Origin of the sequence: Pseudomonas sp. QS1027 (genome assembly GCF_002814235.1) — a bacterium.
Classification (GTDB): Bacteria; Pseudomonadota; Gammaproteobacteria; order Pseudomonadales; family Pseudomonadaceae; genus Aquipseudomonas.
Map to the genome: position 1 here is coordinate 57,326 of NZ_PHSU01000030.1, position 24,726 is coordinate 82,051.

19 protein-coding genes, 1 tRNA gene and 2 pseudogenes are annotated in these 24,726 nt (G+C 62.8%); 16 read left to right on the forward strand and 6 right to left on the reverse strand.

What is annotated here, in order from left to right; translation table 11 throughout:
- Nucleotides 1-247 precede the first annotated feature (247 nt).
- The 9 genes and pseudogenes from CWE01_RS24675 (at nucleotide 248) to CWE01_RS24720 (ending at nucleotide 11,125) form a co-directional block, all read left to right on the forward strand.
- Nucleotides 248-1,000 (forward strand): TetR/AcrR family transcriptional regulator, encoded by a 753-nt coding sequence (locus CWE01_RS24675; protein WP_100943159.1) that lies wholly within the window; start codon nucleotides 248-250, stop codon nucleotides 998-1,000.
- Nucleotides 1,001-1,084: 84 nt separating this feature from the next.
- Entirely contained in the window at nucleotides 1,085-1,660 is a 576-nt protein-coding gene (locus tag CWE01_RS24680; RefSeq protein ID WP_100943160.1) for a DUF1349 domain-containing protein, read from the forward strand.
- A gap of 144 nt (nucleotides 1,661-1,804) precedes the next feature.
- Complete coding sequence (gene fdnG / locus CWE01_RS24690; RefSeq protein WP_157815268.1) at nucleotides 1,805-4,870, forward strand: formate dehydrogenase-N subunit alpha; 3,066 nt, start codon at nucleotides 1,805-1,807, stop codon at nucleotides 4,868-4,870.
- On the forward strand, nucleotides 4,870-5,811 hold the full coding sequence (gene fdxH, locus CWE01_RS24695; RefSeq protein ID WP_100943163.1) for a formate dehydrogenase subunit beta: 942 nt from the start codon (nucleotides 4,870-4,872) through the stop codon (nucleotides 5,809-5,811). Before fdnG ends, fdxH begins: the two co-directional genes overlap by 1 nt.
- Nucleotides 5,808-6,461 carry a formate dehydrogenase subunit gamma gene (locus CWE01_RS24700; RefSeq protein ID WP_100943164.1) on the forward strand — a complete coding sequence of 218 codons (654 nt, stop codon included), beginning with the start codon at nucleotides 5,808-5,810 and terminating at the stop codon, nucleotides 6,459-6,461. Before fdxH ends, CWE01_RS24700 begins: the two co-directional genes overlap by 4 nt.
- 4 nt (nucleotides 6,462-6,465) lie before the next feature.
- Nucleotides 6,466-7,389 (forward strand): formate dehydrogenase accessory protein FdhE, encoded by a 924-nt coding sequence (gene fdhE / locus CWE01_RS24705; RefSeq protein ID WP_100943165.1) that lies wholly within the window; start codon nucleotides 6,466-6,468, stop codon nucleotides 7,387-7,389.
- A gap of 156 nt (nucleotides 7,390-7,545) precedes the next feature.
- A pseudogene (gene selA, locus CWE01_RS24710) lies at nucleotides 7,546-8,952 on the forward strand (L-seryl-tRNA(Sec) selenium transferase); the annotation flags it as partial.
- A gap of 116 nt (nucleotides 8,953-9,068) precedes the next feature.
- Complete coding sequence (selB, locus tag CWE01_RS24715) at nucleotides 9,069-10,997, forward strand: selenocysteine-specific translation elongation factor (RefSeq protein ID WP_100943166.1); 1,929 nt, start codon at nucleotides 9,069-9,071, stop codon at nucleotides 10,995-10,997.
- A gap of 32 nt (nucleotides 10,998-11,029) precedes the next feature.
- Nucleotides 11,030-11,125 (forward strand) — tRNA-Sec (locus tag CWE01_RS24720).
- Nucleotides 11,126-11,144: 19 nt separating this feature from the next.
- Here CWE01_RS24720 and CWE01_RS24725 read toward each other — a convergent pair.
- Nucleotides 11,145-11,759, reverse strand: coding sequence for a TetR/AcrR family transcriptional regulator (locus tag CWE01_RS24725; RefSeq protein WP_100943167.1), 615 nt, complete (start codon nucleotides 11,757-11,759; stop codon nucleotides 11,145-11,147).
- Nucleotides 11,760-11,905: 146 nt separating this feature from the next.
- Between CWE01_RS24725 and CWE01_RS24730 the strand changes: the two genes are divergently transcribed.
- From CWE01_RS24730 to CWE01_RS24745, 4 genes are all read left to right on the forward strand, one after another.
- Nucleotides 11,906-12,346: a hotdog fold domain-containing protein gene (locus CWE01_RS24730; RefSeq protein WP_100943168.1), complete on the forward strand. Its 441-nt coding sequence runs from the start codon at nucleotides 11,906-11,908 to the stop codon at nucleotides 12,344-12,346.
- Between the two features lie 80 nt (nucleotides 12,347-12,426).
- Complete coding sequence (locus tag CWE01_RS24735; RefSeq protein WP_100943169.1) at nucleotides 12,427-12,837, forward strand: DUF2946 domain-containing protein; 411 nt, start codon at nucleotides 12,427-12,429, stop codon at nucleotides 12,835-12,837.
- Between the two features lie 125 nt (nucleotides 12,838-12,962).
- Nucleotides 12,963-13,568, forward strand: coding sequence for an SCO family protein (locus CWE01_RS24740; RefSeq protein WP_100943170.1), 606 nt, complete (start codon nucleotides 12,963-12,965; stop codon nucleotides 13,566-13,568).
- Nucleotides 13,569-13,597: 29 nt separating this feature from the next.
- Nucleotides 13,598-14,062 (forward strand): copper chaperone PCu(A)C, encoded by a 465-nt coding sequence (locus tag CWE01_RS24745; protein ID WP_100943171.1) that lies wholly within the window; start codon nucleotides 13,598-13,600, stop codon nucleotides 14,060-14,062.
- A gap of 9 nt (nucleotides 14,063-14,071) precedes the next feature.
- On the opposite strand, the gene tssA is transcribed toward CWE01_RS24745, so the two are convergent.
- The 5 genes from tssA to CWE01_RS24770 are packed head-to-tail and all read right to left on the reverse strand — an operon-like array spanning nucleotide 14,072 to nucleotide 21,561.
- Nucleotides 14,072-15,157: a type VI secretion system protein TssA gene (tssA, locus tag CWE01_RS24750; protein WP_100943172.1), complete on the reverse strand. Its 1,086-nt coding sequence runs from the start codon at nucleotides 15,155-15,157 to the stop codon at nucleotides 14,072-14,074.
- Nucleotides 15,154-18,975: a type VI secretion system protein gene (locus CWE01_RS24755; RefSeq protein ID WP_100943173.1), complete on the reverse strand. Its 3,822-nt coding sequence runs from the start codon at nucleotides 18,973-18,975 to the stop codon at nucleotides 15,154-15,156. Before CWE01_RS24755 ends, tssA begins: the two co-directional genes overlap by 4 nt.
- A complete protein-coding gene (locus tag CWE01_RS24760) occupies nucleotides 18,975-19,742 on the reverse strand; it encodes a DotU/TssL family secretion system protein (protein ID WP_100943174.1) in 768 nt (255 codons plus the stop codon). Before CWE01_RS24760 ends, CWE01_RS24755 begins: the two co-directional genes overlap by 1 nt.
- A 23-nt stretch (nucleotides 19,743-19,765) precedes the next feature.
- Nucleotides 19,766-21,106, reverse strand: a complete 1,341-nt coding sequence (gene tssK / locus CWE01_RS24765; RefSeq protein WP_100943175.1) for a type VI secretion system baseplate subunit TssK — start codon at nucleotides 21,104-21,106, stop codon at nucleotides 19,766-19,768.
- A 32-nt stretch (nucleotides 21,107-21,138) separates the two neighbouring features.
- Nucleotides 21,139-21,561 (reverse strand): type VI secretion protein, encoded by a 423-nt coding sequence (locus CWE01_RS24770; RefSeq protein ID WP_256346971.1) that lies wholly within the window; start codon nucleotides 21,559-21,561, stop codon nucleotides 21,139-21,141.
- A gap of 217 nt (nucleotides 21,562-21,778) precedes the next feature.
- Here CWE01_RS24770 and tssB point away from each other — a divergent pair.
- From tssB to CWE01_RS24785, 3 genes and pseudogenes are all read left to right on the forward strand, one after another.
- Nucleotides 21,779-22,348: pseudogene (gene tssB / locus CWE01_RS24775) on the forward strand (type VI secretion system contractile sheath small subunit); the annotation flags it as partial.
- A gap of 160 nt (nucleotides 22,349-22,508) precedes the next feature.
- Nucleotides 22,509-24,146 (forward strand): type VI secretion system contractile sheath large subunit, encoded by a 1,638-nt coding sequence (gene tssC / locus CWE01_RS24780; RefSeq protein WP_157815270.1) that lies wholly within the window; start codon nucleotides 22,509-22,511, stop codon nucleotides 24,144-24,146.
- Nucleotides 24,147-24,217: 71 nt separating this feature from the next.
- Complete coding sequence (locus CWE01_RS24785) at nucleotides 24,218-24,718, forward strand: Hcp family type VI secretion system effector (protein ID WP_100943178.1); 501 nt, start codon at nucleotides 24,218-24,220, stop codon at nucleotides 24,716-24,718.
- Nucleotides 24,719-24,726: the final 8 nt, after the last annotated feature.

Consider the following 24,726-nt stretch of genomic DNA (forward strand, 5'->3'; position numbering starts at 1 on the left):
TTGGTCAGTCCAGGCCAGTCATACAGGGTGCAGGCGCTAGCCTTGCTGACGAGGGACAGCCTGCACAAAACGGCGTCCAAATGTGTCTTTTTTGAAACCAAATAAAATGGTTCTCAAACACCTGATAAGCGACGGTACCCGGCGTAGAGGCTTGCTTTCAAAGGTTTTCACGGGTATAAAAAATCAAATTTATTTTTAAAACGCTGTTCATTCGGTCAAATTTTCACCCCGCAAAGGCTCCTCACATATGGTCGCAAAGAAACTCAGTGCCCCGAATGTCACCAAGACCCGACTACTGGATGCCACGGAGGCACTGTTTATCAAATACGGCTACGACGCCGTGTTATTGCGCCAGATCACGGAGCGTGCCCAGGTCAATCTTGCCGCGGTGAACTACCACTTCGGGGACAAGGATTCCCTGATGACCGCTTTGCTCATGCAGCGCCTGGGACCGCTCAACGAACAGCGCCTGGAACTCCTGGCCAAATGCGAAGAGGAGGCGGACGGCCCGCTGGACTGCGAGACCCTGCTGGGGGTCCTGTTCGCCCCGGCCATGGGCCTGGAACGCAGCGGCGACGGTGATGAAAGCCGCTCCTTCATTCGCTTCCTGGGGCGGGTCTACAGCGACACCTCGCCCTTTATCCAGGAGTACCTCAAGGAGCATTACCAGCCGGTTTTCGAGCGTTTCTTCAAGGCCTTCGCCCTGGCGCTGCCGGATATGCCGCGCAATGAAGTCGGGGTGCGCCTGCAATTCGCCCTCAAGGCGATTTCCGGGGTGATTGCCGGGACCGAACTGCGTTTCCTGATGCAGGCCATGAGCCTGGGGCGGCCGGCCACGGATGCCGAAGTCATGGCCAAGCTGATCAGCCTGGTGTCGGCAGCCATTCATGCGCCAATGCAGGACCGCGAAGCCGAGCAGGCGCTGGAGCGCGTGCTGCAGACCCAGCGCTCGATTCGCCAGCAGGGCGTGCCGGTGACGGCCAAGGTTGTCGGCAAATAGCTTACTGATCCTGGCCGCCGACGCCGGCGGCTACCCCGGGGCGCGTGACATCAATCGCGGGCCACCTCGTGCATTGGAGCGCCCATGTTTGAGCAGATGAACTGGCTGAACGAACCCGAGACATGGCGTCATGAGGGGGACCGGCTGTGGGTCTGCACGGACCGTAATAGCGACTTCTGGCGTGAGACCCACTATGGTTTCACCCGTGATTCCGGGCACTTCCTTTACCGGCAGAGCGAGGGCGACTTCAGCGCCCAGGTCCGGGTCCAGGGACAGTTCTCCAAGCTGTATGACCAGGCCGGCCTGATGGTGCGGCTGGACCCGCAGCACTGGGTCAAGACCGGCCTCGAGATCAGCGACGGCGCGCCGATGCTCAGCAGCGTGCTGACCGCCAATCAATCCGACTGGGCCACCGGCCTGTTTCCCGGTGAGCCGACGGATTTCTGGATGCGGGTCAGCGTGGTGCTGGGGGTATTGCGTATCCAGGTGTCCGTGGATGGCGAGCACTGGCCGCTGGTGCGACTGGCGGCGTTTCCGGTGGCGGCCTCCTATCAGGTGGGACCGTTCTGCTGCACGCCGGAGCGCGGGGGATTGAACGTCGAATTTTCCGAATTCCAGCTCGGCGTGCCACTGCTCAAGGCGCTGCACGAGCTCTCCTGAGCGCTCGCCAATACCGATGATCAGGTCACGTCGCACAATCGCCAATCATGGCTAGAGTGAAACTGACGGCAATTGTGCCGCCACCGTGATCGTTTCAAAGAGCCCGGCACCTGTCCGGGACCTTCACCTGATCGGGAGTACGCGATGGATCTCAACCGTCGTCAGTTCTTCAAGGTCGCCGCCATCGGCCTTGGAGGCTCGAGCCTGGCCGCGTTGGGCATGGCCCCGACGCCCGCCTTTGCCGAGCAAGTGCGCCACTTCAAACTCACCCATACCCATGAAACCCGCAACACCTGCCCGTATTGCTCGGTCGGTTGCGGGCTGATCATGTACAGCCAGGGTGATACCGCCAAGAACGTGGCCCAGGACATCATCCATATCGAGGGCGATGCCGACCATCCGGTCAATCGCGGCACCCTGTGTCCCAAAGGCGCCGGCCTGCTGGACTTCATCCATAGTCCTGACCGCCTCAAGTACCCGCAGGTGCGCAAGCCGGGCAGCCAGGAATGGACCCGGGTTTCCTGGGATGAAGCGCTGGACCGCGTCAGCGACCTGATCAAGGCCGACCGCGACGCCAACTTCATCGAGAAAAACGCCCAGGGACAGACGGTCAACCGTTGGCTGACCACCGGCTTTCTCGCGGCTTCGGCGGCGTCCAACGAAGCCGGTTACCTGACCCACAAGGTCATTCGCAGTCTCGGCATGCTGGGGTTCGACAACCAGGCACGTGTCTGACACGGCCCGACGGTGGCAAGTCTTGCCCCGACGTACGGCCGTGGCGCCATGACCAACACCTGGACCGATATCGCCAACGCGAATCTGATCCTGGTGATGGGTGGCAATGCCGCTGAAGCGCATCCGTGCGGCTTCAAATGGGTGACCGAAGCCAAGGCCCATAACCAGGCGCGCCTGATCGTGGTCGACCCGCGTTTTACCCGGACCGCTTCGGTGGCCGACTATTACGCGCCGATCCGTACCGGCAGCGATATCGCCTTCATGGGCGGGCTGATCAACTTCCTGCTGACCGAGGACAAGATCCAGCACGAATACGTGCGCAACTACACCGATGTGTCGTTTATCGTCAAAGCCGGCTTCGGCTTCGAGGACGGGCTGTTCAGCGGCTACGATGCGGCCAGCCGCACCTATACCGACAAGTCCTCCTGGGGTTATGAACTGGGCGAGGATGGTTTCGCCAAGGTCGACCCGAGCCTGCAGAATCCGCGTTGCGTCTACCAGTTGATGAAAGTGCATTACAGCCGCTACAGCCTGGAACTGGCGAGCCAGACCTGCGGCATGCCCCAGGACGCCATGCGCAAGATCTGGGACGAGATCGCCACCTGCTCGCAACCGGGCAAGACCATGACGATTCTCTATGCCCTGGGCTGGACCCAGCACTCCATCGGCTCGCAGATCATTCGCAGCGCCGCCATGGTCCAGCTGTTGCTGGGCAATGTCGGCATGCCCGGCGGCGGGGTCAATGCCTTGCGCGGTCACTCGAATATCCAGGGGCTGACGGACCTCGGGCTGTTGTCCAATTCACTGCCCGGCTACCTGACCCTGGCCTCCGATGCCGAGCAGGACTACGACACCTATATCGCCAAGCGTGCCCTCAAGCCCTTGCGTCCCGGCCAGTTGTCCTACTGGCAGAACTACGGCAAGTTCCATGTCAGCCTGATGAAGGCCTGGTACGGCGCCAATGCCACGGCCGAAAACCACTGGGGCTACGACTGGCTGCCCAAGCTCGACAACCCCGGCTACGACATCCTGCGCATGTTCGACCGGATGGGCAAAGGCCAGGTCAACGGCTATATCTGCCAGGGTTTCAACCCGATTGCCGCGTTGCCTGACAAGAACCGGGTGACCACGGCGCTGGGCAAACTCAAGTGGCTGGTGGTGATGGACCCGCTGGCCACCGAAACCTCGGAGTTCTGGCGCAACGCCGGGCCTTACAACGATGTCGACACCGGCAGTATCCAGACCGAAGTCATTCGTTTTCCTACCACCTGCTTCGCCGAGGAAGACGGCTCGCTGACCAACAGCAGCCGCTGGCTGCAATGGCACTGGAAAGGCGCCGAGGGGCCGGGGGAAACCCGCACCGACGTGAAGATCATGAGCGAATTGTTCCTGCGTCTTCGCCAACGTTATCAGGCCGATGGCGGTGCCTTCCCCGAGCCGATCCTCAAGTTGAGCTGGCCCTACAAGATCGCCGATGAACCGTCGCCGGAGGAGCTGGCCCGGGAAATCAACGGCTACGCCAGCGCGGACTTCACCGATGCCACGGGGACTGCGATGAAGGCCGGCCAGCAACTGGCCGGGTTCGCCCAGCTCAAGGACGACGGCAGCACCGCTTCGGGCTGCTGGATCTTCTGCGGCAGCTGGACCGAGCAGGGCAACCAGATGGCCCGGCGCGACAACAGCGATCCCTACGGCATGAAACAGCACCTCGGTTGGGCCTGGGCCTGGCCGATGAACCGGCGCATCCTCTACAACCGCGCGTCCGCCGACACCCAGGGCAAGCCCTGGTCGCCGGAAAAACGCCTGGTGTGGTGGAACGGCAAGGCCTGGGGCGGCACCGATGTGCCCGACTACAAGCCTGATGTACCGCCGGAAGCCGGAATGAACCCGTTCATCATGAACCCCGAGGGCGTGGCGCGGTTCTTTGCCGTCGACAAGATGGCCGAAGGGCCGTTCCCGGAACACTACGAGCCGTTCGAAACCCCCATCGGCATCAACCCGCTGCACCCGGACAACAAGAAGGTCACCAGCAACCCGGCGGCGCGGATCTTCGATTCGGTCTGGGACTCCCTGGGGCTGGCCAAGGACTTCCCCTATGCCGCCACCACTTACCGGCTGACCGAGCATTTCCACTTCTGGAGCAAGCACTGCAAGCTCAACGCCATTGTCCAGCCCGAGCAGTTCGTCGAGATCGGCGAGGTCCTGGCCAAGGAAAAAGGCATTGCTGCCGGCGATCGGGTGCGGGTCAGCTCCAAGCGTGGGCATATCGAAGCGGTGGCGGTGGTGACCAAGCGGATTCGACCGCTGCAGGTCAACAACCAGGTCGTGCACCATATCGGCATCCCGCTGCACTGGGGATTCACCGGAGTGGCGCGGCACGGCTACCTGACCAACACCCTGGTGCCGTTCCTCGGCGATGGTAATTCACAGACCCCGGAATCCAAGTCGTTCCTGGTCAACGTGGAGAAAATCTGATGGCCAGCCAAGACATCATTGCCCGTTCGGCGACCACCACCTTGCCGCCCTCCGTGCGCCAGCAGGAAGAAGTCGCCAAACTGATCGACACCACCAAGTGCATCGGCTGCAAGGCTTGCCAGGTGGCGTGTTCGGAATGGAACGAGCTGCGCGACGAGGTCGGCCATAACCATGGCACCTACGACAACCCCCAGGACCTGAGTGCCGAAAGCTGGACCCTGATGCGCTTCACCGAGCATGAAACTGCCGCCGGCAACCTGGAGTGGCTGATCCGCAAGGACGGTTGCATGCACTGCGCCGACCCCGGCTGCCTGAAGGCCTGCCCCAGCCCGGGGGCGATCATCAAGCACGCCAATGGCATCGTCGATTTCAACCAGGACCATTGCATCGGTTGCGGTTATTGCATCACCGGTTGCCCCTTCGATATCCCGCGCATCTCGCAGAAGGATCACAAGGCCTACAAGTGCACGCTGTGTTCGGACCGGGTGGCGGTGGGGCTGGAGCCGGCCTGCGTGAAAACCTGCCCGACCGGGGCGATTGTCTTCGGCAGCAAGGAGGACATGAAGGAGCACGCCGCCGAGCGTATCGTCGACCTCAAGTCCCGCGGCTTCGACCAGGCCGGCTTGTACGACCCGGCCGGGGTCGGTGGCACCCATGTGATGTACGTGCTGCACCATGCCGACCAGCCGTCACTGTACGCCGGCCTGCCGAACCAGCCGAGCATCAGCCCCTTTGTCGAATTGTGGAAAGGCATCAGCAAGCCCCTGGGCCTGCTGGCGATGGGCGTAGCGGTGCTGGCGGGCTTTTTCCACTACGTGCGCATCGGCCCGCAACGGGTGGAGGAGGACGACCATCCGGCGCCCCCGGACAGCAGCGTCCATCAGGTCGACCCGAGCGTGCATGTCTTTGATCCGAAAACCGGTGAGGAGCCACGGCCATGAGCGACAAGCCTATCCTGCGTTATACCGCCAACCAGCGCACCAACCACTGGCTGGTGGCGATCCTGTTCTTTATGGCCGGTCTGTCGGGGCTGGCGCTGTTTCACCCGTCGTTGTTCTGGCTCAGCCAACTGTTCGGCGGTGGCCCCTGGACCCGCATCCTGCATCCGTTCATGGGCCTGTTGATGTTCGTGCTGTTCCTCGGGCTGGTGATCCGTTTCTGGCGGGCCAACTTCTTTATCGCCAACGATCGCCTGTGGCTCAAGCGGGTGGAACGGGTGATCCGCAACGAGGAGGAGGGCGTACCGCCGATCGGCAAGTACAACCCCGGGCAGAAACTGCTGTTCTGGACACTGCTGGCCTGCATGCTGGTCTTGCTGTTCAGCGGAGTGGTGATCTGGCGGGCGTATTTCAGCCAGTATTTCGGTATCGGCAGCATTCGCCTGGCGGTATTGCTCCATGCGCTGGCGGCGTTCGTGCTGGTGTTGAGCATCATCGTGCATATTTATGCCGGTATCTGGATCAAGGGCTCGGTCGGGGCCATGCTGCATGGCTGGGTCAGCCGCGCCTGGGCGCGCAAACACCATGAGTTGTGGTATCGCGAGGTGACCCGGAACGAGACCTCGACCGCCGAGCCACGGAAAAAGGGATAAGCGCTTGAGCACGATATTGGAACCTGGACAGATCGAGGCCTCGGCCAGTTCACCACCGTTTCTGCACCTGCCACCCTCGAACCTGTTCGCCCTGCGGGCAGCCCGATTGGAGCGACTGGCGGTGGGGCATCCGCTGGCCGAGTACATCGGCCTGGTGGCCGGACTTTGCCGGGTGCAGCAGCAACTGCTGGAGCAACCACCGACAAGCGCGTCCCCCGACCCTGAGCGCCAGCGGCTGTGCCTGGCGCATGGTTTGCCGCCACTGGCCGCCGACAGCCTGGTGCGCGAAGATCTTTGGCTGCCCTGGCTGGATGCCTTGTTGTCGGGTTATGTCAGCAGTATCCCCGCCGTGCGACAGGCCATCAGCACCTTGCAGGACACCCGGGCCGGACAGCGCAAGGTCTGGGCACTGGCCTTGCTCGGCGGCCAGTACGCCGGCCTGCCGGCAGCCTTGGTGCCGTTTCTCGGTGCGGCGTTGCAGGCGGCCTGGAGCCATTGGTTGCTGACCGTGCCGAACCTTGCCCTGAAACCCTGCGACAGCCTGAGCCAATGCCCGGCCTGCGGTTCGCCGGCCATGGCCGGGGTGATCCGCCACCGGGGTAAGTTCAACGGCCTGCGCTACCTGGTGTGTTCGTTGTGTGCCTGCGAATGGCATGTGGTGCGGGTCAAGTGCATCTACTGCGAACAGAGCAAGGGGCTCAAATACCTGAGCCAGGGGGATGACGGCCATGGGGCCGGTCATGCGCCGCTGAGGGCGGAAATCTGCCCCGGCTGCAACAGCTATCTCAAGCTGCTCTATCTGGAAGAGGATGCCGAGGCCGAGGCGCTGTCAGCCGATATCACCAGTCTTGCGCTGGATATTCGCCTCGATCAGGAAGGTTACCTGCGTCAGGCGCCGAACCTGTTGCTGGCCCCGGGAGGCGATTAGGTCCTGGCGATGGCGGCCGGATAGCCAAGGCAAGACTTACTGGCCTCTTCGCGGGCAAGCCGGCTCCCCCCAAAAACCGCCGTCGTGCCCATCCATCAAGGAGCGAGCGCGGCGTCTACACTAAGGTTTCCGCATCGCGTCTTCAGGAAACCGCTGATGTCCTCGAGCCTTGTCGCCGTTCCGCCACGCCTGCCCTCCATCGATAGTCTGTTGCGCGACCCCGCTTGCCAACCCCTGGCCGAGCGCTACGGTCGCGATGCCTTACTGGCGACACTGCGGCAGTTGCTCGACGAACTGCGCGACCTGGTCCGCTTGGGCCAACTCACGGCCAACGAACTGACGCCGTCGGTGCTAGCGGGCCGAGCCGGCGAACGTCTGTTCAACCAGCACCGCAGCCGTGTGCAACGGGTGTTCAACCTGACCGGCACGGTGCTGCACACCAATCTCGGTCGGGCGCTGCTGCCCGAAGAAGCCATAGAGGCCGTGCAAACCGCCGCCCGTTACCCGCTCAACCTCGAATTCGACCTGCACAGCGGCAAGCGTGGCGACCGTGACGATCTGATCGAAGGCCTGATTCGTGAACTGACCGGTGCCGAAGCCGTTACCGTGGTCAACAACAATGCCGCCGCCGTGCTGCTGGCCCTCAACAGCCTCGGGCAACGCAAGGAAGGCATTATCTCCCGGGGCGAGTTGATCGAGATCGGCGGGGCCTTTCGCATCCCCGATATCATGGCCCGCGCCGGTGTCCGCCTGCATGAAGTGGGCACCACCAATCGCACCCATGCCCGTGACTATGAAGCCGCCATCGGCCCACGCAGCGGACTGTTGATGCGCGTGCACGCCAGCAACTACAACATCCAGGGCTTTACCGCCCAGGTGCCCACCGCCGAGTTGGCGCAGATCGCCCATCGGAATGGGCTGCCGCTGCTGGAAGACCTGGGCAGCGGCAGCCTGCTCGATCTCACTCGCTGGGGACTGCCCGCCGAACCCACGGTGCGCCAGGCGCTGGAAGACGGCGCCGATATTGTCACCTTCAGCGGCGACAAATTGCTCGGTGGGCCCCAGGCCGGGTTGATTGTCGGGCGCAAGGAGCTGATCGCGAAGATCAAGAAGAACCCGTTGAAACGGGCGTTACGGGTCGACAAGCTGACTCTCGCGGCGCTCGAAGCGGTACTGGGGCTGTACCGTAACCCGGATCGCTTGGCCGAGCGTTTGCCCAGCTTGCGTCTGCTGACCCGGCCTCAAGCGGAGATCCTCGCCCAGGCTGAACGCTTGCGCCCGCTGTTGGCCGGGGTATTGGGGGAGGGCTGGAGCGTCTTGGCGATACCGGCGCTGGGCATGATCGGCAGCGGCAGCCAACCGGTGGCGCGGTTGCCCAGCGCGGCTTTGTGCCTGCGGGCCAATACCTCGAAACGCCTGCGCGGGCGCAGTCTGCATGGACTGGAGGCGGCGTTGCGCAGCTTGCCGATTCCGGTGTTGGGGCGCATCGATGACGATGCCTTGTGGCTGGATCTGCGTCAGTTGGACGATGAGGAGGCCTGGGTGGCGCAGCTTGGGAGGTTGAGCCCTGGGACCGCGTCATCGTTCATCGCGAGCAAGCTTGCTCCTACGAAAAGCGGGTCGGCGGATATTCCGGAGAACGGGACGACGGGGATTGGGCCGCTGGGGAGTCGGACGGGGTGATCGTCGGCACGGCGGGGCATATCGACCATGGCAAGACCCGTCTACTCCAGGCGCTGACCGGACAGGCCGGCGACAAACGCCGGGAGGAGCGCGAACGCGGTATCACCATCGACCTGGGTTACCTCTATGCGCCGTTGGAACACGGTACTGCCCTGACCGGATTTATCGATGTGCCCGGCCATGAGCGGTTTATCCATAACATGCTGGCCGGCGCCCAGGGGATCGACCTGGTGTTGCTGGTGGTGGCCGCCGACGACGGGGTGATGCCCCAGACCCGCGAGCACCTGGCGATTGTCGAGCTACTGGGCATTCCCCGGGCGCTGGTAGCGATCAGCAAATGCGACCGGGTGGAACCTGAGCGCAGGGCCCAGGTGCGTACCGAGATCCAGGCATTGTTGGCATCCGGCTCTTATGCCCAGGCACCCCTTATCGAGGTTTCCAGTGTCACCGGCGAGGGCATCGAGACACTGCGCCAGGCGTTGCTCGAAGCCCAGGGCGAGGTCCGCCGCCGCAGTGACGAAGGTAGCGGCTTTCGCCTGGCGATTGACCGCGCCTTCAATGTGCCGGGCAGCGGCATCGTGGTCACCGGCACGGCCTTGTCCGGCCGCGTCGGAACCGGTGATGTCCTGGCTCTTGGGCCCACCGGCAAGGCAGTGCGGGTTCGTGGCCTGCACGCGCAGAACCAACCGGCGAGCGAGGCCTTTGCCGGGCAGCGGGTAGCGCTGAACCTGAGTGCCGAACGCCTGGCGCTCGAGCAGATTCATCGCGGTCACTGGTTACTGTCCGAGTGGCTGCACGCGCCGACCCAGCGTCTGGATATCGAGCTGCAACTGCTGGCCAGTGAAACCCGCCGGTTCGAACACTTCAGTTCGGTCCACATTCACTTGGGCACCCAGGATGTACTGGGTCGGGTGGCTTTGCTGGATACCACGCAATTGGCGTCGGGAGGCCGGGCCTTTGCCCAGTTGCTGACCCATGTGCCCTTGCAGGCCGTGCACGGGGATCGCCTGGTGTTGCGTGATCAAAGCGCCCAGCGGACCCTCGGTGGCGGTCGGGTGCTGGATCCCTTTGCGCCCACCCGCCAGCGGCGCAGCCCCGAGCGTCTGGCGCAGTTGCAGGCCTTGGCGCAGGCCCAAAGCCTGGAGACATTATTGCCGACCTTGCTCGCCGGCGGCGCCGGTGGTCTTGATCCGCAACGCCTGGAGCGCCATTTCAATCGTCTACGCGACAGTTGGACGCTGCCGGCCGATATCAATGTGATCGCCACGCGACAAGGTTCGCGGCTGTTCAGCAGTGCGGGTTGGCAAGCCCTGAAGGACGCCTTGCTCGCGCAACTGGCGCGTTTTCACAGCCTGGAGCCCGATCAACTGGGCCCGGACCGTGATCGACTGCGGCGCTTTGCCGCCTTGGCGCTGGAGCGGCCGGCGTTTATCAGCCTGCTGGACGCGTTGCTCGCCGACGCCACGATTGTGGCAAGTGGTCCCTGGCTGCATCTGCCCGACCATCAGGTGCGCTTGAGCGAAGACGACGAGCGCTTGTGGCAACAACTGCAACCGCTGCTGGAGCAGGGCGCAATCGATCCTCCGTGGGTACGCGCCCTGGCATCGTCGACCGGGCAGGATGAAGACGCCGTACGTTTGCTGCTGCGCAAACTGGCCAGGCTGGGGCAGGTGTACCAGGTGGTGCATGACCGTTTTTACACGGAGGCTGCAGTCCGGCAATTGGCGGCTATGCTGGTGCAATTGGCGGCGGATAATCCGACGGTACAGGTGATCGCCTTTCGTGATCGGCTGGGGTTGGGGCGTAAACGCTGTATTCAGATATTGGAGTTTTTCGACCGCATCGGCCTGACCCGACGTGTCGGCAACTTGCGCTTTATTCGTGCTGACAACGCACTGGCCCGGAGTGCGCCGCAAAACCTGTAGGAGCAGGGCTTGGCCAGGCATAAGGATTTCAAGGAAGGCAATCGCGCCCGGTGGCGCGGCCGGGCTTCAAACCCGGTTGGGGACGGCATCCGTTCCCGGGCAGGTTCGACTCCGGCTGCCTTCCGCCACTTTCCCGAACATCCCCGGCTAGATCTGCAGCGAGCGCCAGGCCGCTTCGGCCAACTCGCTCCGGAAGGTCGCGGGGCGACTCTGGACCCGCCCGGATAACCAGGCCCGGCAGTAATTCTCCGCCTGCCCGACAATCAACGACAGCAATAGCTCGGCCGGAACATTCCTGAGGCCGTCGGCATGGTCCGGCTCGCCCAGCCATTCGCGCAACTGCCGGTTACGCGCCTTGTTGCGGGTGGCTAGCTCCGTGGCGTGGGGCCCCTGGGCCACGACAAAGCGCGCCTGGAACTGGAATCGCGCCCATTGCGGTTGCGCGTCGACCCAGTCGACATAGCTGTACACCAGCGCCTGCACACCGTCCTGCAATGTCTCGGCAGCCGAAAGATAGCGCTCACGCAAGCCGGCCTGGTCTTCCAGCGCGGCGAAGAACAGCGCCGCCACCAGCCCCTCCTTGTTGCCGAAGTGGTGATAGATCGCCCCCACGCTGGTGTCGCACTCGGCGCGGATGGTTTCGATGGTCGTGGCTTCGATCCCGTGCTCGTTAAAGCTGGACAGGGCCTGCGCCAGGATCGCGCGTTTCAGTTCGGCCCGACGGCCCGGGTAACAGCGTTCGAGAAGATCGAGGTTTTCCATGCAAGCAACAACCTGAAGTCCGGTGGCAGGGCAGTAATCGTATGAAACAGAGGCGTGAGCTTGACAGATTTTCGATTAACAGAATACTGTTCTTTTACAGAATAATATTCTGTATTCAAAACAAGACACCCACCGAGGTACACCCGATGAGCCAGTTCCTGAGCATGTTCACCAGCGTAGGTCCGGAAAAATTCAGTCAGATGGCCTGCCAGATGGCCCCTTACTTCAGCACCATCAATCCCTTGATCAGCGAGCTGCGGGCAGGGCATTCGCAGGTGCGGGTGCCGTTTCGTCGGGAAATCACCAATCACCTGGGCACCGTCCATGCCATTGCCCTGTGCAACGCCGCGGAACTGGCGGCCGGAGTGATGACCGATGTGTCGATTCCCGAGGGCGCGCGCTGGATTCCCAAAGGCATGAGCGTTGAATACCTGGCCAAGGCCAAGACCGACGTGCACGCCGTGGCCGATGGCAGTGCCGTCGACTGGTCGACGGCGGGAGACAAGATCGTCTTGGTGGATATTCGTGACGAGGAGGGCGTGCAGGTGTTCACGGCGCGGATCACCATGAACGTCAAGCTGGCGTAGGCACTGGACCCGTGGTGCGGCACCCGATGTGCCATTTTGTCGCACCACTGGCCACAGCGACGGTGTTACATTCTGCGCCCATGAAACCCATCCCGTCCCTTCGACCGTCCGGCCGCCGCCGCACTGGTGCCTGGCTCAGCTTGCTGGCCATGCTGCTGGTCTTCGTCGGCCCGCTGATCGGACAGGGGCTCAGCCTGGCCCACAGCGCCGGCCCCGCGCTCGAAGATATCTGCGGCGCGGTACCGGGCCAGGGCTTGGCCGCGCAGTCGGATTCCGGCCCGGCAGATCATCACGGGACGATGATCTGGGAGAAATGCGGTTATTGCTCGCTGCTGTTCCAGCACCCGGCCCTGAGCGACTCCCATGCCCTCGCGCCTCGCCTGGCACTGATCCCGAGCAGTTTTGCGCACAATCACTTCACTCCCGAACAAGCCTCGGCCCCGGTTTTCCCGGGGGCCCGCTCTCGCGCACCGCCCCAGGCCAGCGTCTGATCCGCCGCACCGATCATTGTCGAGACGGCCTGCTGCCGATAAGCCCTACGCCCTGATGGGCGTCCATGTGCATTTATCCGCCAGCGCAAGGCCGCGACATCGCTCCATACGAAGGACTACAGAACATGAATGAATTGCTGACTCGCCGCCAGGTCGTTGCCGGCCTTGGCCTGCTCGGCCTCGGTGCGCTGGCCGGTTGCGACAGCTCCAACGGCCTGTCGTACAAATACGGCAAGGACCTGAGCGACGAGATCCTCGGGCGAACCTTCAAACTGAAGGACACCGCCGGCAACGTCAAAACGCTGTCCAGCTACCGCGGCATGATGCCGATGGTGTTTTTCGGCTTCACCCAGTGCCCGGCCGTCTGCCCGACCGCGCTGGCCAGGGCGGTACAGGCCAAGAAGCTGATGGGCGTGGATGGCGACCGGCTGCAGGTGATCTTCATCACCCTGGACCCGGAACGCGATACGCCCAAGGTGCTCGATGCCTATGTAAAGGCCTTCGACCCGAGCTTTGTCGCGCTCTACGGCACGCTGGAAGAAACCGCGGCCACCGCCAAGGAATTCAAGGTGTTCTACGAGAAGATCCCCAGCGGCTCGACCTACACGCTGTCCCATTCGGCGACCAGTTTTGTCTATGACACGCGGGGCGTATTGCGCCTGGGGCTGTCGCCATCGCTGTCGGCCAAACAGTGCGCCGAAGACTTGCTCACAGTGATGGAAGTCTGCTGATGAATACTCGAATTTATAAGGTTGCAGCCATGAAACCCTTGAACGTCCTGATGTTGTCCCTGCTCGCACTGCTGAGTGTCCCGGCCTTTGCCGAAACCCGCGTGGATGATGCCTGGGTACGCGCCACCGTACCCGGCCAGCCTTCGACCGGGGCCTTTATGCGGATCACCTCGAGTGACGACGCCAAGCTGCTGGAGGCGAAATCGCCGGTGGCCAAGATCGTGCAGATCCACCAGTCGAAGATGGACAACGACGTGATGAGCATGCAGCCGGTGGCATTCGTGCCGTTGCCGGCGGGCAAGACCGTGGCCATCGAGCCCGAGGGTTATCACGTGATGCTGATCGACCTGGTGGGGCAGGTGAAGGAGGGCGATGAAGTGCCGCTGACCCTGGTGGTGGAAAACGCCAAGGGCGTCAAGGAATCCATCGAAGTCAAGGCCAAGGCCCGGGCACTGAACAGCATGGCCGATCACGGCGACATGCACGGAATGTAGGTGCTGCACTCAAGGCAGGACCCCGAGCAGCCTCCAGATCCGCTGGATATCGGGGTCTGCCTTGATCAGTTCGCCAAGCAGTTCCGGCAGCTCCATGTTCCCCCAATCGACCGCCCGGTTGATCAGGTAGGGCACCGGGCTGTGGGGCTCGACCCGTTTCAGATAGTCGGAAATAACCTTCAACTGTCGGTAGGCGGCCTGGCGTGACTCCGGCGCCGACAGCGGCAGGGGCGCCGTAGTCGCGGCAACAGGCTCCTCGATCGTCGGTTCAGGCGGCAGGCTGACTTGCACAGGCAGCGGTTCCGGGTGCATGGCGATAAACTCCCGCAAAGCTTGAACATGTAGATCGAGGATGTTCTGCAACGCGGCGAAGCTCGGCGCGTCGCCACCCAACTGGCTGTCGCCCCAGCGGTTCAGCCGCTCAACGTTCTGCAAGCAGGCATTGAACAACTGTAACCGCGCGTCGAGCTGATCGACTGGAACCCGCAGCACGGCCTCGCGCCAGTCACGCAGCAGGTCTTGCGACTCCTGCGCCAGAGCCTTGACCTTGCGCTCTTCACTTTTGTTCAGCAGCTGTTTCTGCGCGCGCATCCACTGCTCCAGCGTCAGGCTTTCGAACCCCCGCGCCGCGCCACCCAGCAAGGGCAGGCGAATATTCAGCAACAGACTGTACTGGCGCACCAGCAGACCCAGTGGCGAGGCCAGCCAGCTGGCGTCGTCGCCCCGGGGGTAGAGGGTCTGCCCATAACGCTCGCAAAGCCCGACCACCAGTTCCAGTGCCACACACACGCCGGGCAATTGATAGCGCTGCAACCAGGCCTCTCCCAGCCAGGTCGCCACCAGCAGGTCCTTGCTCTGCTTGTTCAGCAGGTCGCTGGCCAGGTTCTCCACCGTCGACCAGTCGGCGCGCTTGAGGTCGGTCTGCCAGACCCCGGTGGGCAGGCTGGCATCGTCTTCACGACGGGCCTCGCGCAATACGTCGATCTCGGGCGCCGAGCGCAAGCTGATACCGGCCGGATCGGCGCCGGGCAGGGGATCGATCAGGCCCGGTAAGCGCAGGCGCAGTTGATCGAGGGAGGGTGTGTCGATAGTCATTGCGGGATCTCGGTACTGGCCACTGGCAGCGGGAAGACCGACCCATAGGGCGAGGCCGGCACGCGCGTCGGCAAGGTGCTCAGGGTCAACGGCTGCTTGCCGCCAACCGCCTTGAGCGACAGGCGCAGGAACATCAGGGCGTTGGCATTGCCCGGCAGAGGCGAACGCAACGGCAGTTGCAACGCCAGCGGCCGGTCCCCCTCATCCTGGGTCGCAAAGTGATTGCCGGCCTGGTTGGCATGGATAAATCGAAGCAAGGCCCAGGTGCCTTCGTATGACCAGCTGGCTTGCACGTCGGTCACGGCCAGCGCCGGTTGTTTCGGATCGTCCAGCGGCCGTTGGCTACTGCCCTTGGCCCAACGCAGGGCCAGGCGGACAGGTTCGCCGACGGTCCAATTGGCGTGGCTGAGGTTTTCGGCCGGATAGCCGACTTCCCGTGGGCCGGTGGCGAGGTTCCAGTCAATCACCTGGTCGGCGCCACGTTCTTCCTCGCGGTCGGTACGCCAACGGATTTCCAGGTCCAGGCCGCGCACGCCATCCTTGTCCCGCAGCAGCAACGGCCCGAGCCAGGCCCGGGCATTTTGCAGGTTGAACAGGAACTCGGCGGCGGCGGACGATTGTGGCGAGCGGTTGTTTTCAAGGCCGCTGAAGGCGCTGGGCAGGTTCTTGTCGATCAGGTCGAGGAATTCACGGACCCGGTCGGGGTTCGCATCAACCTGGGTGTCGTCGCCGCTGAAGGGAAAACGCCCGGCCAGGTAGGTACTGAAGTAATCGCCCAGGTGCTTCCAGGCCACTGCGGCAGTGTAATTCTGCAAACTGTCGCAGCGTTGCTGCGCCCGGTCATGGGCGCTGCGGGCGAGCAGGGCGATATTGCCTTGCCCCATCGGCAGGATGGAATCGGTGAGGATCTTGGCGCAGTTACCCAGGTCCATGTCATTGAAATCGCGCAGGACCATCTGCTGGTATTGCAGTGGCGAGCTCGCCGGGTTCTGGTCGCCGTACTTCTTGAGTTCGGCACTCATGTCGACAAAGCTGTCGAGGGTCCCATTGTCGCTGGTCGAGAGTCGGTCACGCTGCTGGTCAAGCCACTCGATGGCCGGACGTGCAGTGCCCAGCGAGTCGCCGATCAGCGTGAACTGTTGGCTCAAGGCCAGTTTCAGTGCCTGCGGATCACTTTCCCGGAAGCTGCGCAGCGACAGGTTGCGGGTACCGTCCCATTGACTGAAGTCGATGGGCTGGCGGAACAGCGGCAGGGCGGCGATCTCGTTCGAGGCACGGCGCAGGTCGTTCAGCGCGCGAGCATTCAACTCTTGCCGCAATAGCTCGATCTGGCGAGAGTCGCCGATGTCGCTGAACACTTGCAGCACTTGCAGGGCCTTGTCGGCGGGCAGGTTGAAGGTCGTGCCGCTATCGACACTCGGGGGTTTGCTGCCGCTCAGGCTGGAGACGTTGTTCAGGCTTTGCCACATGGCGGCGGCGGTCGCCGAGCGGGCGGCGCTGATCATGGCCTTGCGGTAGGGCGCGGGCAGTTCCGCCACGCTCTGTTGCAGCCAGAGCTGGTAGCTGTCGTGATAGTGCAGCGCCGCATCCAGCTTGCCGCTGTCCAGCTCACGCAGCCCCTGGCCGCTCAGCGGTGGGGCATCGTCCTGGTTCAGGGCCATCTGGCTGAAGTCCTGGTGCAACAGCGCCGCGACCACCTGCCCGAGTTTGTCGACGTTGGCTTGCAACTCCAGGGCACCGCTGCTTTGTTGCCGCAAAATACCCTGTTCCTCGTCACCCTGTTCCAGCCAGCGGTCGTGGAAGGTCCGTTTCGAGTTGTCGGCATAACGCTCGACCTGGTCGACGGCGACGCTGCCGATCAATGCACTTTGCCGGGCTTTTTCGAGTCCTTCCTGATAGCCGGGCGCCAACTGCGCGCCGGTGCCCTGGCTCCAGGCCGCATTGGTCAGGGTCAGCAGCTGGCGCAGTTGGGAAATGGAAGTGTCCAGTTCTTCAAGCTCGGCGAGGCTGTTGCGCTGGCCGCCCTGCAAGGCTCGCAGTTGGCTGTTCACGGCGCCGGCGGTGGCACTGAAATCGGAACTGGCGAACAGGCTGTCGAGCCACAGATTCATGGCATCGACGTAGCGCTTGGCAATCTGCGGCTTGATCGGGTCCAGTTGCACCGGACTGGCCAGCGGCACTTCTGCCGTGGCCAGCAGGCTGTTGTAGTCATTGCTCAGCGGCAGGGCCTTGGTCTGGAAATTGAATCCGAACAACTCGTTGGCCAGGGCGATGGCATCGTCCAGTGGGCGTTGGTCGCCTTGCAGGCTCTGGGCGAAGCGTTTGTTGTGTCGCTCCACCGCCAGGGCCTGGTCGAGCACCTGCATGGCTTGCCGGTAGGCCTCTTCATTGTTGCTGCTGCCGATCCTCGGACGCGTCGCCACGCGAGGTGTAATCAGGCTAGTGATCTCGTCCTGCAGCTTGCCTTTGAGCGGCGTGAACAACTGCACCCGGGCCCGGGTACGCAGTTCCTGCGCCAGTTGCTGGTCCAGTGAGGAGAACCACGAACCGGGCAGGATCGAGGTACTCATATGCCAACGCGGCGCGGCCTGGAGCAGGCGCCAGAAACTGGCGATGCGCTCGCGCGCGGCGTCGTCATCGACGGTCACCGGGTTATGCGCCTGGTCCTCGTGCAGCAAAGTACTCAACTGTGTCGCGGCATCGCCACGGCCATGCCAGGCCCAGAGCATGCCGATCACCCAGACCAGCCCGATCACGCCCACGGCCAGTGCCACCAGGCGCTGCCAGCGTTGGCGCAATTGCAGGATACGGGTGATGGGTTGTGCCAGGCCTTGCTCAGCGATGATCCGTTGCCGCCACAGGCGCGTAGTGAATAGCGGCGGTGTGGGGATTGGCGCCGGGCCTGCGGCAAAGGGGTCGGCATCGGCCGCCGGCGCAGCTGGACTGGCCTGGGCACTGAAATAGATGCCGCGCAAGCGCGGCGCTTCGCCCATGGCATTGCCCTGGAACACCGGATCGCACAACGAACGCAGGGGGTCGTGCAAGGCTTGCAATTGCCGGGGCAGCAGATACAACTCGGCGTCTACCTGGCCGCGCAAGGTACCGATTTCCACCAGCAGGTCGGCCAGGGTCTGTTCGACCAGGCCCAGGCCCTGGTTGATCCAGTCCGGGTGCCAAGGGGTTTGCGCCGTGTAGGGCGAGGTCCAGCCAAAGGGTGCGTCTTTCGCTGCGGTTGGCAGCACCTCGAGCAATTGGGGGGTGCCGGGCAGACTCTCGAAACCACTCAGGAGCATATACACCGGCAGGCTCAGGCCGAGGCGCTGCTGCAGATCGATGAACTTGCGTCGGACTGCCAAGCCGGCCGCGGCGGTATCCTGATCGGGCGCCAGCTGCTCCAGGTCGCAGAGCCAGATAATGCCATCCGCCGGCCGATTGGCCCGAGCCTGCAGCAGCAACTCCAGGAGCTGGCGCCAGAGCTTGAGCTGCACGCTGGCGCGCTCGCTATGGCTGAACAGGGGCGCAGGGACCACCAGGACCGCGCCGTCGGGACCATACCACCAACGTCCAAACCAGGCCGGTTGCGCCGTGGCGGTCAATCCCCAGCCGCTGAGCAGCGCTTCGATCTGCGGCGCATCGCCGAGCATCAGCACCCACGGTGTCTCATAACGGTCGTGCACGCCCAGCGCCTGTTCCCACTCGCTCACCGCGGCATAGAAACTGCGGTTGGCGCCGTTCAGTCGCGCGGAGTACTTCCACAACAGTGCCGCGACCACCACCAGCAAGAGCAGGACCGCGAGTATTTCACCCAGGTAAGCCATCAGCGCTTGAGCTCCGTGACCAGTGTTTGCCGATCCTGCTCAAGCGCAGGCTGCACCCGGTATTGAATGTTCAACCAGAACCCCTGGCTGATGGCGAGCAACAGCAAAAATCCCAACCCCAGGGCCAGGCCCAGCCGGTAACCGTCGGGCAGGCTGCGGCGTACCGGCAGCTGTTGCGGTGCGATGGCGCTCGGGCCTTGCAGTTGCTGGGCAATGTCGTTGGGTGTGGCGCTGCGCTGGCGGATGAAGGTGAACAAGCTGCGCCGCCATTTTTCGTGCAGGGCCGGGCCGCTGCCGTTGCGCAGCCTCCCCTGGAAACCGAGGATCAGGCAGTACAGGTAGACGCTGCCCAGGTCGCGCAGGGCCGGGTCGCGGGTTTCCAGGAGTTTCTTGATGGCAACCGGAATCCGGTCGCCGGCCGAACGCGTGCCGAACATGCGGGTTTCCATCGGCAGGTCCTGCCAGATGGATTGCCCTGGCCAGTCTTCGAACAACAGGTGTTCGTCGACCAGCCCGACGAAGGCGAAGAGCGTCGCCTTGGCTTGCTGGCCCTGGGCATCGCCGACGGCGGCGAAGGTACTGCGCCATAGCCGCCGGGCAATCTGACTGACTTGCTCGGCCACTTGCACGACCTGGACCTTGGCCTCGGTGGTATGTGGCAGGGCCTGCCAGAACACCAGCCATTCATTCCAGGCCCGGTTGAAGGCGCTGCTCAGGGGCGCCGCCTCGAAGGTGTCGAGCGTCGGCAGTGCGTCATTATCCAACATCGCTCATCAATCCCTGATCCGGTTCAGTCCCGAGTGGCGTCGAATATCATGATCTCAACAGGTTCGACCCTTGCACTGCCCGGAGGCATGTACAGGCACAGGTCGGCATCAGGTGAGAACCAATCACCCGCGGCCTGCAAGGTGAACAGGCGAATATCTTCGGCAACGCCGTAGGCGACCTGGTCATTGCGCCCCAGCACGTTGAACGCCAACCCATGGGAACGTTGCTGGATCAGGGGCGGCAATTGTGCCCGGGAGGCCCTGAATGCGTTTTGCAGCCAATCCCCTGCCGCCTGTGGCGTGGCGCCGGAAGGCATGCGCAGGCCGATGACCAACTGTTGGATCGGCGTCTGCCGGTCCAGCAGGGCAATGGAAAAATGCTTGTCCTTGTAGTCGAAGCTGCGTCGAGTGTAGCTCGCGCGAATGTTGTTGAGCTGGCCTTCGATCCAGTCAAGCACCTGGGCGAAGCCCGGCAGCATATCGTCGAACAGCAAGGGGCTGAAACGCGGCAGCGTCTCTTCCGGCTGCAATCCATACAGAGCGCCAACCAGACCGGTCAACTGCAGGTAGAGTGCCATCGGCGAAGCCACACCGGTATCCAGCGTGGCCTGCAATTCCGGCAGCCGGGAGCCGATCGCGAGCAATTGCCCACGCAGTTCGGCGCCCTCCAGGGTCTTGCCGGCGTCCTGCGCCAGGCGCCAGCGGCCTTTGAGAAAGTCGCATTTGCTGCGGGCCAGCAGGCAGGCCTTGCCGATCCGTTCACCGATCATCGAGTCCGCTGCCAGCACAGGGCAGGGCGCCACATAGTCGAGTTGGCTGAACACACCACCCGAATGGCTCATACGCATCAGTGGCAGGCAGATCGAGTCGGAGAGCTGGTTTTCCGTGACCAGGCGCACGATGGGGCGCCAGACACACACGGTGTCAGGCGTCGGGGCGTCGCTGCCGTTCAGGTCCACGGCCTTGATATTGAGTGAACGCAGCCGGCCGCTGACCTCGCCGAGCAGCCCCGCACGCCACAGAGGATCGACCGCCAGGTAAACCATGAGGGTGCTCTGCTTCTGGAAATCATCGGCAGTCAGTTTGAGTTCGAGCGGGTAGTGCTCTTTATCCTTGACGGCATCCAGATCGACTATCAGGCCATCGGGCATCACGGCCTCGAGGGCCTTGATGGTGATCGTGCCGCTGTCCAGCACCTCTGATTCGATGTACTGAACACCCCAGTACCAGGGCCTGGCATTGGCCGCGAGCCGGGCACTTACGCCCTCGGCATGCAGGCCCTGCAACTGGAAATGCTGTGGCAGCAGATGCATGCCCTCACTCCAGCAGATCGCATCCGGTATTGCATCCGGTATAGCGCGCATCCTTCACTCCTAGCCTTCCTGGAATACGGTTTTCACTGGCCTTGGGCATCGAGCAGACGCATCTCGCGGGCGCCGACCTTGAGCCAAATATCCGGTTGTTTGTCGAGCAGTAATCGGTGTGCGCCCGGTGTACTGTAGCCAGCGAACAACAACACGCCTTCAGCCTTTTCACCTTGCAGGGGATTGCTCGCGAACGTCACCAGTTTCCCGGGAACCACTTCCAGGCTCCAGACGTTGAAACCCTGGGGGAAATCGCGACGCAGCTGCTCACGCTGGGCGAACCACTGGTTGGCCGGCGTGCCCTTGAGACGCTCGAGCAATTGCGGATCGGCGACGGCGACAAAGTCCAGGGGCAGTGGTGTGTCGCTGTTGGCTTTGGGCTCGACATCGACTATGACTTTCTGCAGCGCGACCTTGGGCGCGAACAGGCTGCAACCACTTATCTGAAATATCATGAAAAAAGCTAGCGCGCAGCTGCTACCGAGGAACTTAATTCGCTTCATAGGATTCAAATATAGGTTTTGCCAGATATTTCTTGCTTGTCTTATAGACCTCTTCTAAGGTTTTGCACAGTCGATTTTCCTACAGAAAATTCGCACCAAGGCTGTCGGAAAAGGTTTATACCACCAGGAGCGCGTTGCCGTTCGGTAGGCGCGCCAGAAGGAGAAGGGCATGGCCGCTAATCAGGAAAGCAAGCAGAAGTACTTGGGTCGTAACCGCCCCCCGCGCGTACAAATCACTTATGACGTCGAAATCGGTGACGCTTTCACCAAAGAGGAACTGCCGCTGGTAGTGGGCATCCTGTCCGACCTCTCCGGCAACAACCAGCCGAACAAGCCCGACCCGCTGTCTTCGCGTGGTTTTGTCGACATTGACCGGGACAGCTTCGATACGGTGCTGAGCCGGATCAACCCGCAGCAAAAGTTCAAAGTCGCAAACCTCCTCGATACATCAAAAGACGGTCTGTGGGCCGAGCTGTCCTTCAAGACCATCGAAGATTTCAGCCCGGAAAACATCGTTTCCCAGATCGATGGACTCAAAGACCTCTACAACAAACGCCAGAAGCTGCAGGACCTGCTGATCAAGCTCGATGGCAATGACGACCTGGACCAGAGCCTGATTGCCAGGCTGCACGATGACGCCGCGGTCCTGGCCTTCAAGGCGGACCTGCAAAAGGCTCTTGCACCGCCAGTAACGGACCCGGCGACGATTGTCGATCCTGCCAAGACCGACCCGGCGGCGGTTGTCGATCCTGTCAAAGCTGATCCCGCGGCGATTGTAGATCCGGCCAAGACTGACCCCGCCACGGCGCCTGTGGACCCGAACAATCCCGTGCCCCCCGCACCGGCTGTCGACCCTACCAAATCCTAGTTGATCAGCTCCCCTCCATGGAGGAACCGCGATGCCTACCAATGACCCAGCTTTGACGCCCGCCGCTACACCGGCAGCGGACGCACCCGCACCCACGGCCAGCGCCGATCAAACAGCACCAACGCCACTGCTTGAGAGCATCGTCCAGGCGATGATCCTGGGTGCCCAGGATGGCGTCCAGAAGAAGTATGCCGAGCAGATGCTCAGCGTCTTCGCCGATGAAGTGGGCGAAAAGAATGTCCAGGCCGACGAGAACATGCTGACCACCATCAGCAAGCGTATCGCCGATCTCGACACGCTGATCAACGCCCAGCTCAACCTGGTGCTGCACGACCCGTCGTTCCAGGCCCTGGAAGCCTCCTGGCGTGGCCTGCACCAGTTGGTGATGAACACCGAAACCGGCGAATCCTTGAAGCTGCGCCTGCTCAACGTCACCAAGAGCGAATTGCAGCAAGACCTGGAGAAAGCCATCGATTTCGACCAGAGCGTGCTGTTCAAGAAGGTCTACGAGGAGGAGTACGGCACCCTGGGTGGCAGCCCGTTCAGTCTGCTGATGGGCGACTACGAATTTGGTCGCAACAGTGTCGACGTCAAGATGCTCACCAACCTGTCGGGCGTCGCCGCGGCGGCCCATGCGCCGCTGATCACGGCGGCCAGTCCGGCCCTGTTCGACCTCAAGACCTTCGCCGACCTGGGCGTGCCACGTGACCTGAGCAAGGTCTTCGAAAGCGGCGCACTGATCGAGTGGAACGCGTTCCGCAAGACCGAGGACTCGCGTTATGTGGCCATGGTCCTGCCGCATTACCTGTCACGCCTGCCGTACGATCCGCTGAACAATCCGGTACCGGGGATGTCGACCTTCGTCGAGGACGTCAACACCACCGCCGGGGCGACGGCGGCGGCAGCGGCCATTGCTGCCGTTGCGGCGGCCAAAGCCTCCGGCGTACCGCCTGAGAGCGCGGATGTCGATGCGCAAAAGATGGTCGAGCCCGATTCGGCGAAGTTCCTCTGGGGCAACGCCGCCTGGCTGCTGACCCAACGTATCACCAACGCCTTTGCGCAGTACCGTTGGTGTGCCGCGATTCGCGGAACGGAAGGCGGCGGTACCGTCAGCGACTTGCCGGTGTACCAGTTCAATACCCAGGTCGGCGACCTGGCGATCAAGTGCCCGACCGAAGTGGCGATCACCGATCGCCGGGAAAAGGAACTCGATTCGCTGGGCTTCATCGCCTTGTGTCACCGCAAGAACAGCAACGTCGCGGTATTTTTCGGTGGCCAGACCACCAACAAGCCGCAGACCTACAACACCTTCGAGGCCAACGCGAACGCACGGATCTCCGGCATGCTGCCGTACATCCTGGCCGCCTCGCGCTTTGCCCATTACCTGAAGGTGATCCTGCGCGACAAGGTCGGCAGCTTCGCGACTCGCGACAACGTGCAGACCTACCTCAACAACTGGATCGCCGACTACGTGCTGATCAACGACAACGCTCCCCAGGAAATCAAGGCGCAGTATCCGCTGCGTGAAGCCCGGGTCGATGTCAGCGATGTGCCTGGACGTCCCGGCAGTTACACCGCCACGGTGTTCTTGCGGCCGCACTTCCAGCTCGAAGAGCTGACGGCTTCGATCCGCCTGGTCGCCGCGTTGCCGGCGCCTGTCGCGGCCTGATCCATGCCATGCAGCCCGCCGTAACCCGGCGGGCCCTCCAATTCTGCTAGTCGTGCAAGGAACAACACCCCATGGATGCAATTATTCTCGACCTGGGCACCACGATCAAAGGCGACTCCCTGCTGGAAGGCTATGCCGACAAGATCGAAGTCATGTCCTACAGCCACAACGTGGCCATGCAAGTCACCAACGACGTCAGCAACTCGGAGCGTACCTCCGGCAAGCCGCATATCGGCGAGTTCACCCTGACCAAATTCGTCGACTCCGCCACCCCGAGCATCAACGAGTACTGCTGCGGCGGTAAACCGATCGCCGAGGTCAAGGTCACCGTCGGCCGTAACGCCGCCGAGAGCAACGGCCAGCTGATGCCGTTCATCATCTACACCCTGACCAACGTGGTGGTCTCCAACGTCAGTGTCAGCGGCGGCGCCGGTGGCAAACCAGTGGAAACCCTGTCGCTGAACTTCACCAAGATCAAGTGGGAACTGACCGCCCAGAAAGACGACGGCACCAAGGAAGGCACCGCAGCCTCCACCTGGGACCTGGCGGCGAACAAACTCATCAAGGGTTGATCGCCTGT

Bases quoted from the DNA above. Each gene is read 5' to 3' on its own strand.
- CWE01_RS24675 (WP_100943159.1), top strand. From the start codon at position 248: ATGGTCGCAAAGAAACTCAGTGCCCCGAATGTCACCAAGACCCGACTA.
- CWE01_RS24680 (WP_100943160.1), top strand. From the start codon at position 1,085: ATGTTTGAGCAGATGAACTGGCTGAACGAACCCGAGACATGGCGTCAT.
- fdxH (WP_100943163.1), top strand. From the start codon at position 4,870: ATGGCCAGCCAAGACATCATTGCCCGTTCGGCGACCACCACCTTGCCG.
- CWE01_RS24700 (WP_100943164.1), top strand. From the start codon at position 5,808: ATGAGCGACAAGCCTATCCTGCGTTATACCGCCAACCAGCGCACCAAC.
- CWE01_RS24725 (WP_100943167.1), bottom strand. From the start codon at position 11,759: ATGGAAAACCTCGATCTTCTCGAACGCTGTTACCCGGGCCGTCGGGCC.
- CWE01_RS24730 (WP_100943168.1), top strand. From the start codon at position 11,906: ATGAGCCAGTTCCTGAGCATGTTCACCAGCGTAGGTCCGGAAAAATTC.
- CWE01_RS24735 (WP_100943169.1), top strand. From the start codon at position 12,427: ATGAAACCCATCCCGTCCCTTCGACCGTCCGGCCGCCGCCGCACTGGT.
- CWE01_RS24740 (WP_100943170.1), top strand. From the start codon at position 12,963: ATGAATGAATTGCTGACTCGCCGCCAGGTCGTTGCCGGCCTTGGCCTG.
- CWE01_RS24745 (WP_100943171.1), top strand. From the start codon at position 13,598: ATGAAACCCTTGAACGTCCTGATGTTGTCCCTGCTCGCACTGCTGAGT.
- tssA (WP_100943172.1), bottom strand. From the start codon at position 15,157: ATGACTATCGACACACCCTCCCTCGATCAACTGCGCCTGCGCTTACCG.
- CWE01_RS24755 (WP_100943173.1), bottom strand. From the start codon at position 18,975: ATGGCTTACCTGGGTGAAATACTCGCGGTCCTGCTCTTGCTGGTGGTG.
- CWE01_RS24760 (WP_100943174.1), bottom strand. From the start codon at position 19,742: ATGTTGGATAATGACGCACTGCCGACGCTCGACACCTTCGAGGCGGCG.
- tssK (WP_100943175.1), bottom strand. From the start codon at position 21,106: ATGCGCGCTATACCGGATGCAATACCGGATGCGATCTGCTGGAGTGAG.
- CWE01_RS24770 (WP_256346971.1), bottom strand. From the start codon at position 21,561: ATGATATTTCAGATAAGTGGTTGCAGCCTGTTCGCGCCCAAGGTCGCG.
- tssC (WP_157815270.1), top strand. From the start codon at position 22,509: ATGCCTACCAATGACCCAGCTTTGACGCCCGCCGCTACACCGGCAGCG.
- CWE01_RS24785 (WP_100943178.1), top strand. From the start codon at position 24,218: ATGGATGCAATTATTCTCGACCTGGGCACCACGATCAAAGGCGACTCC.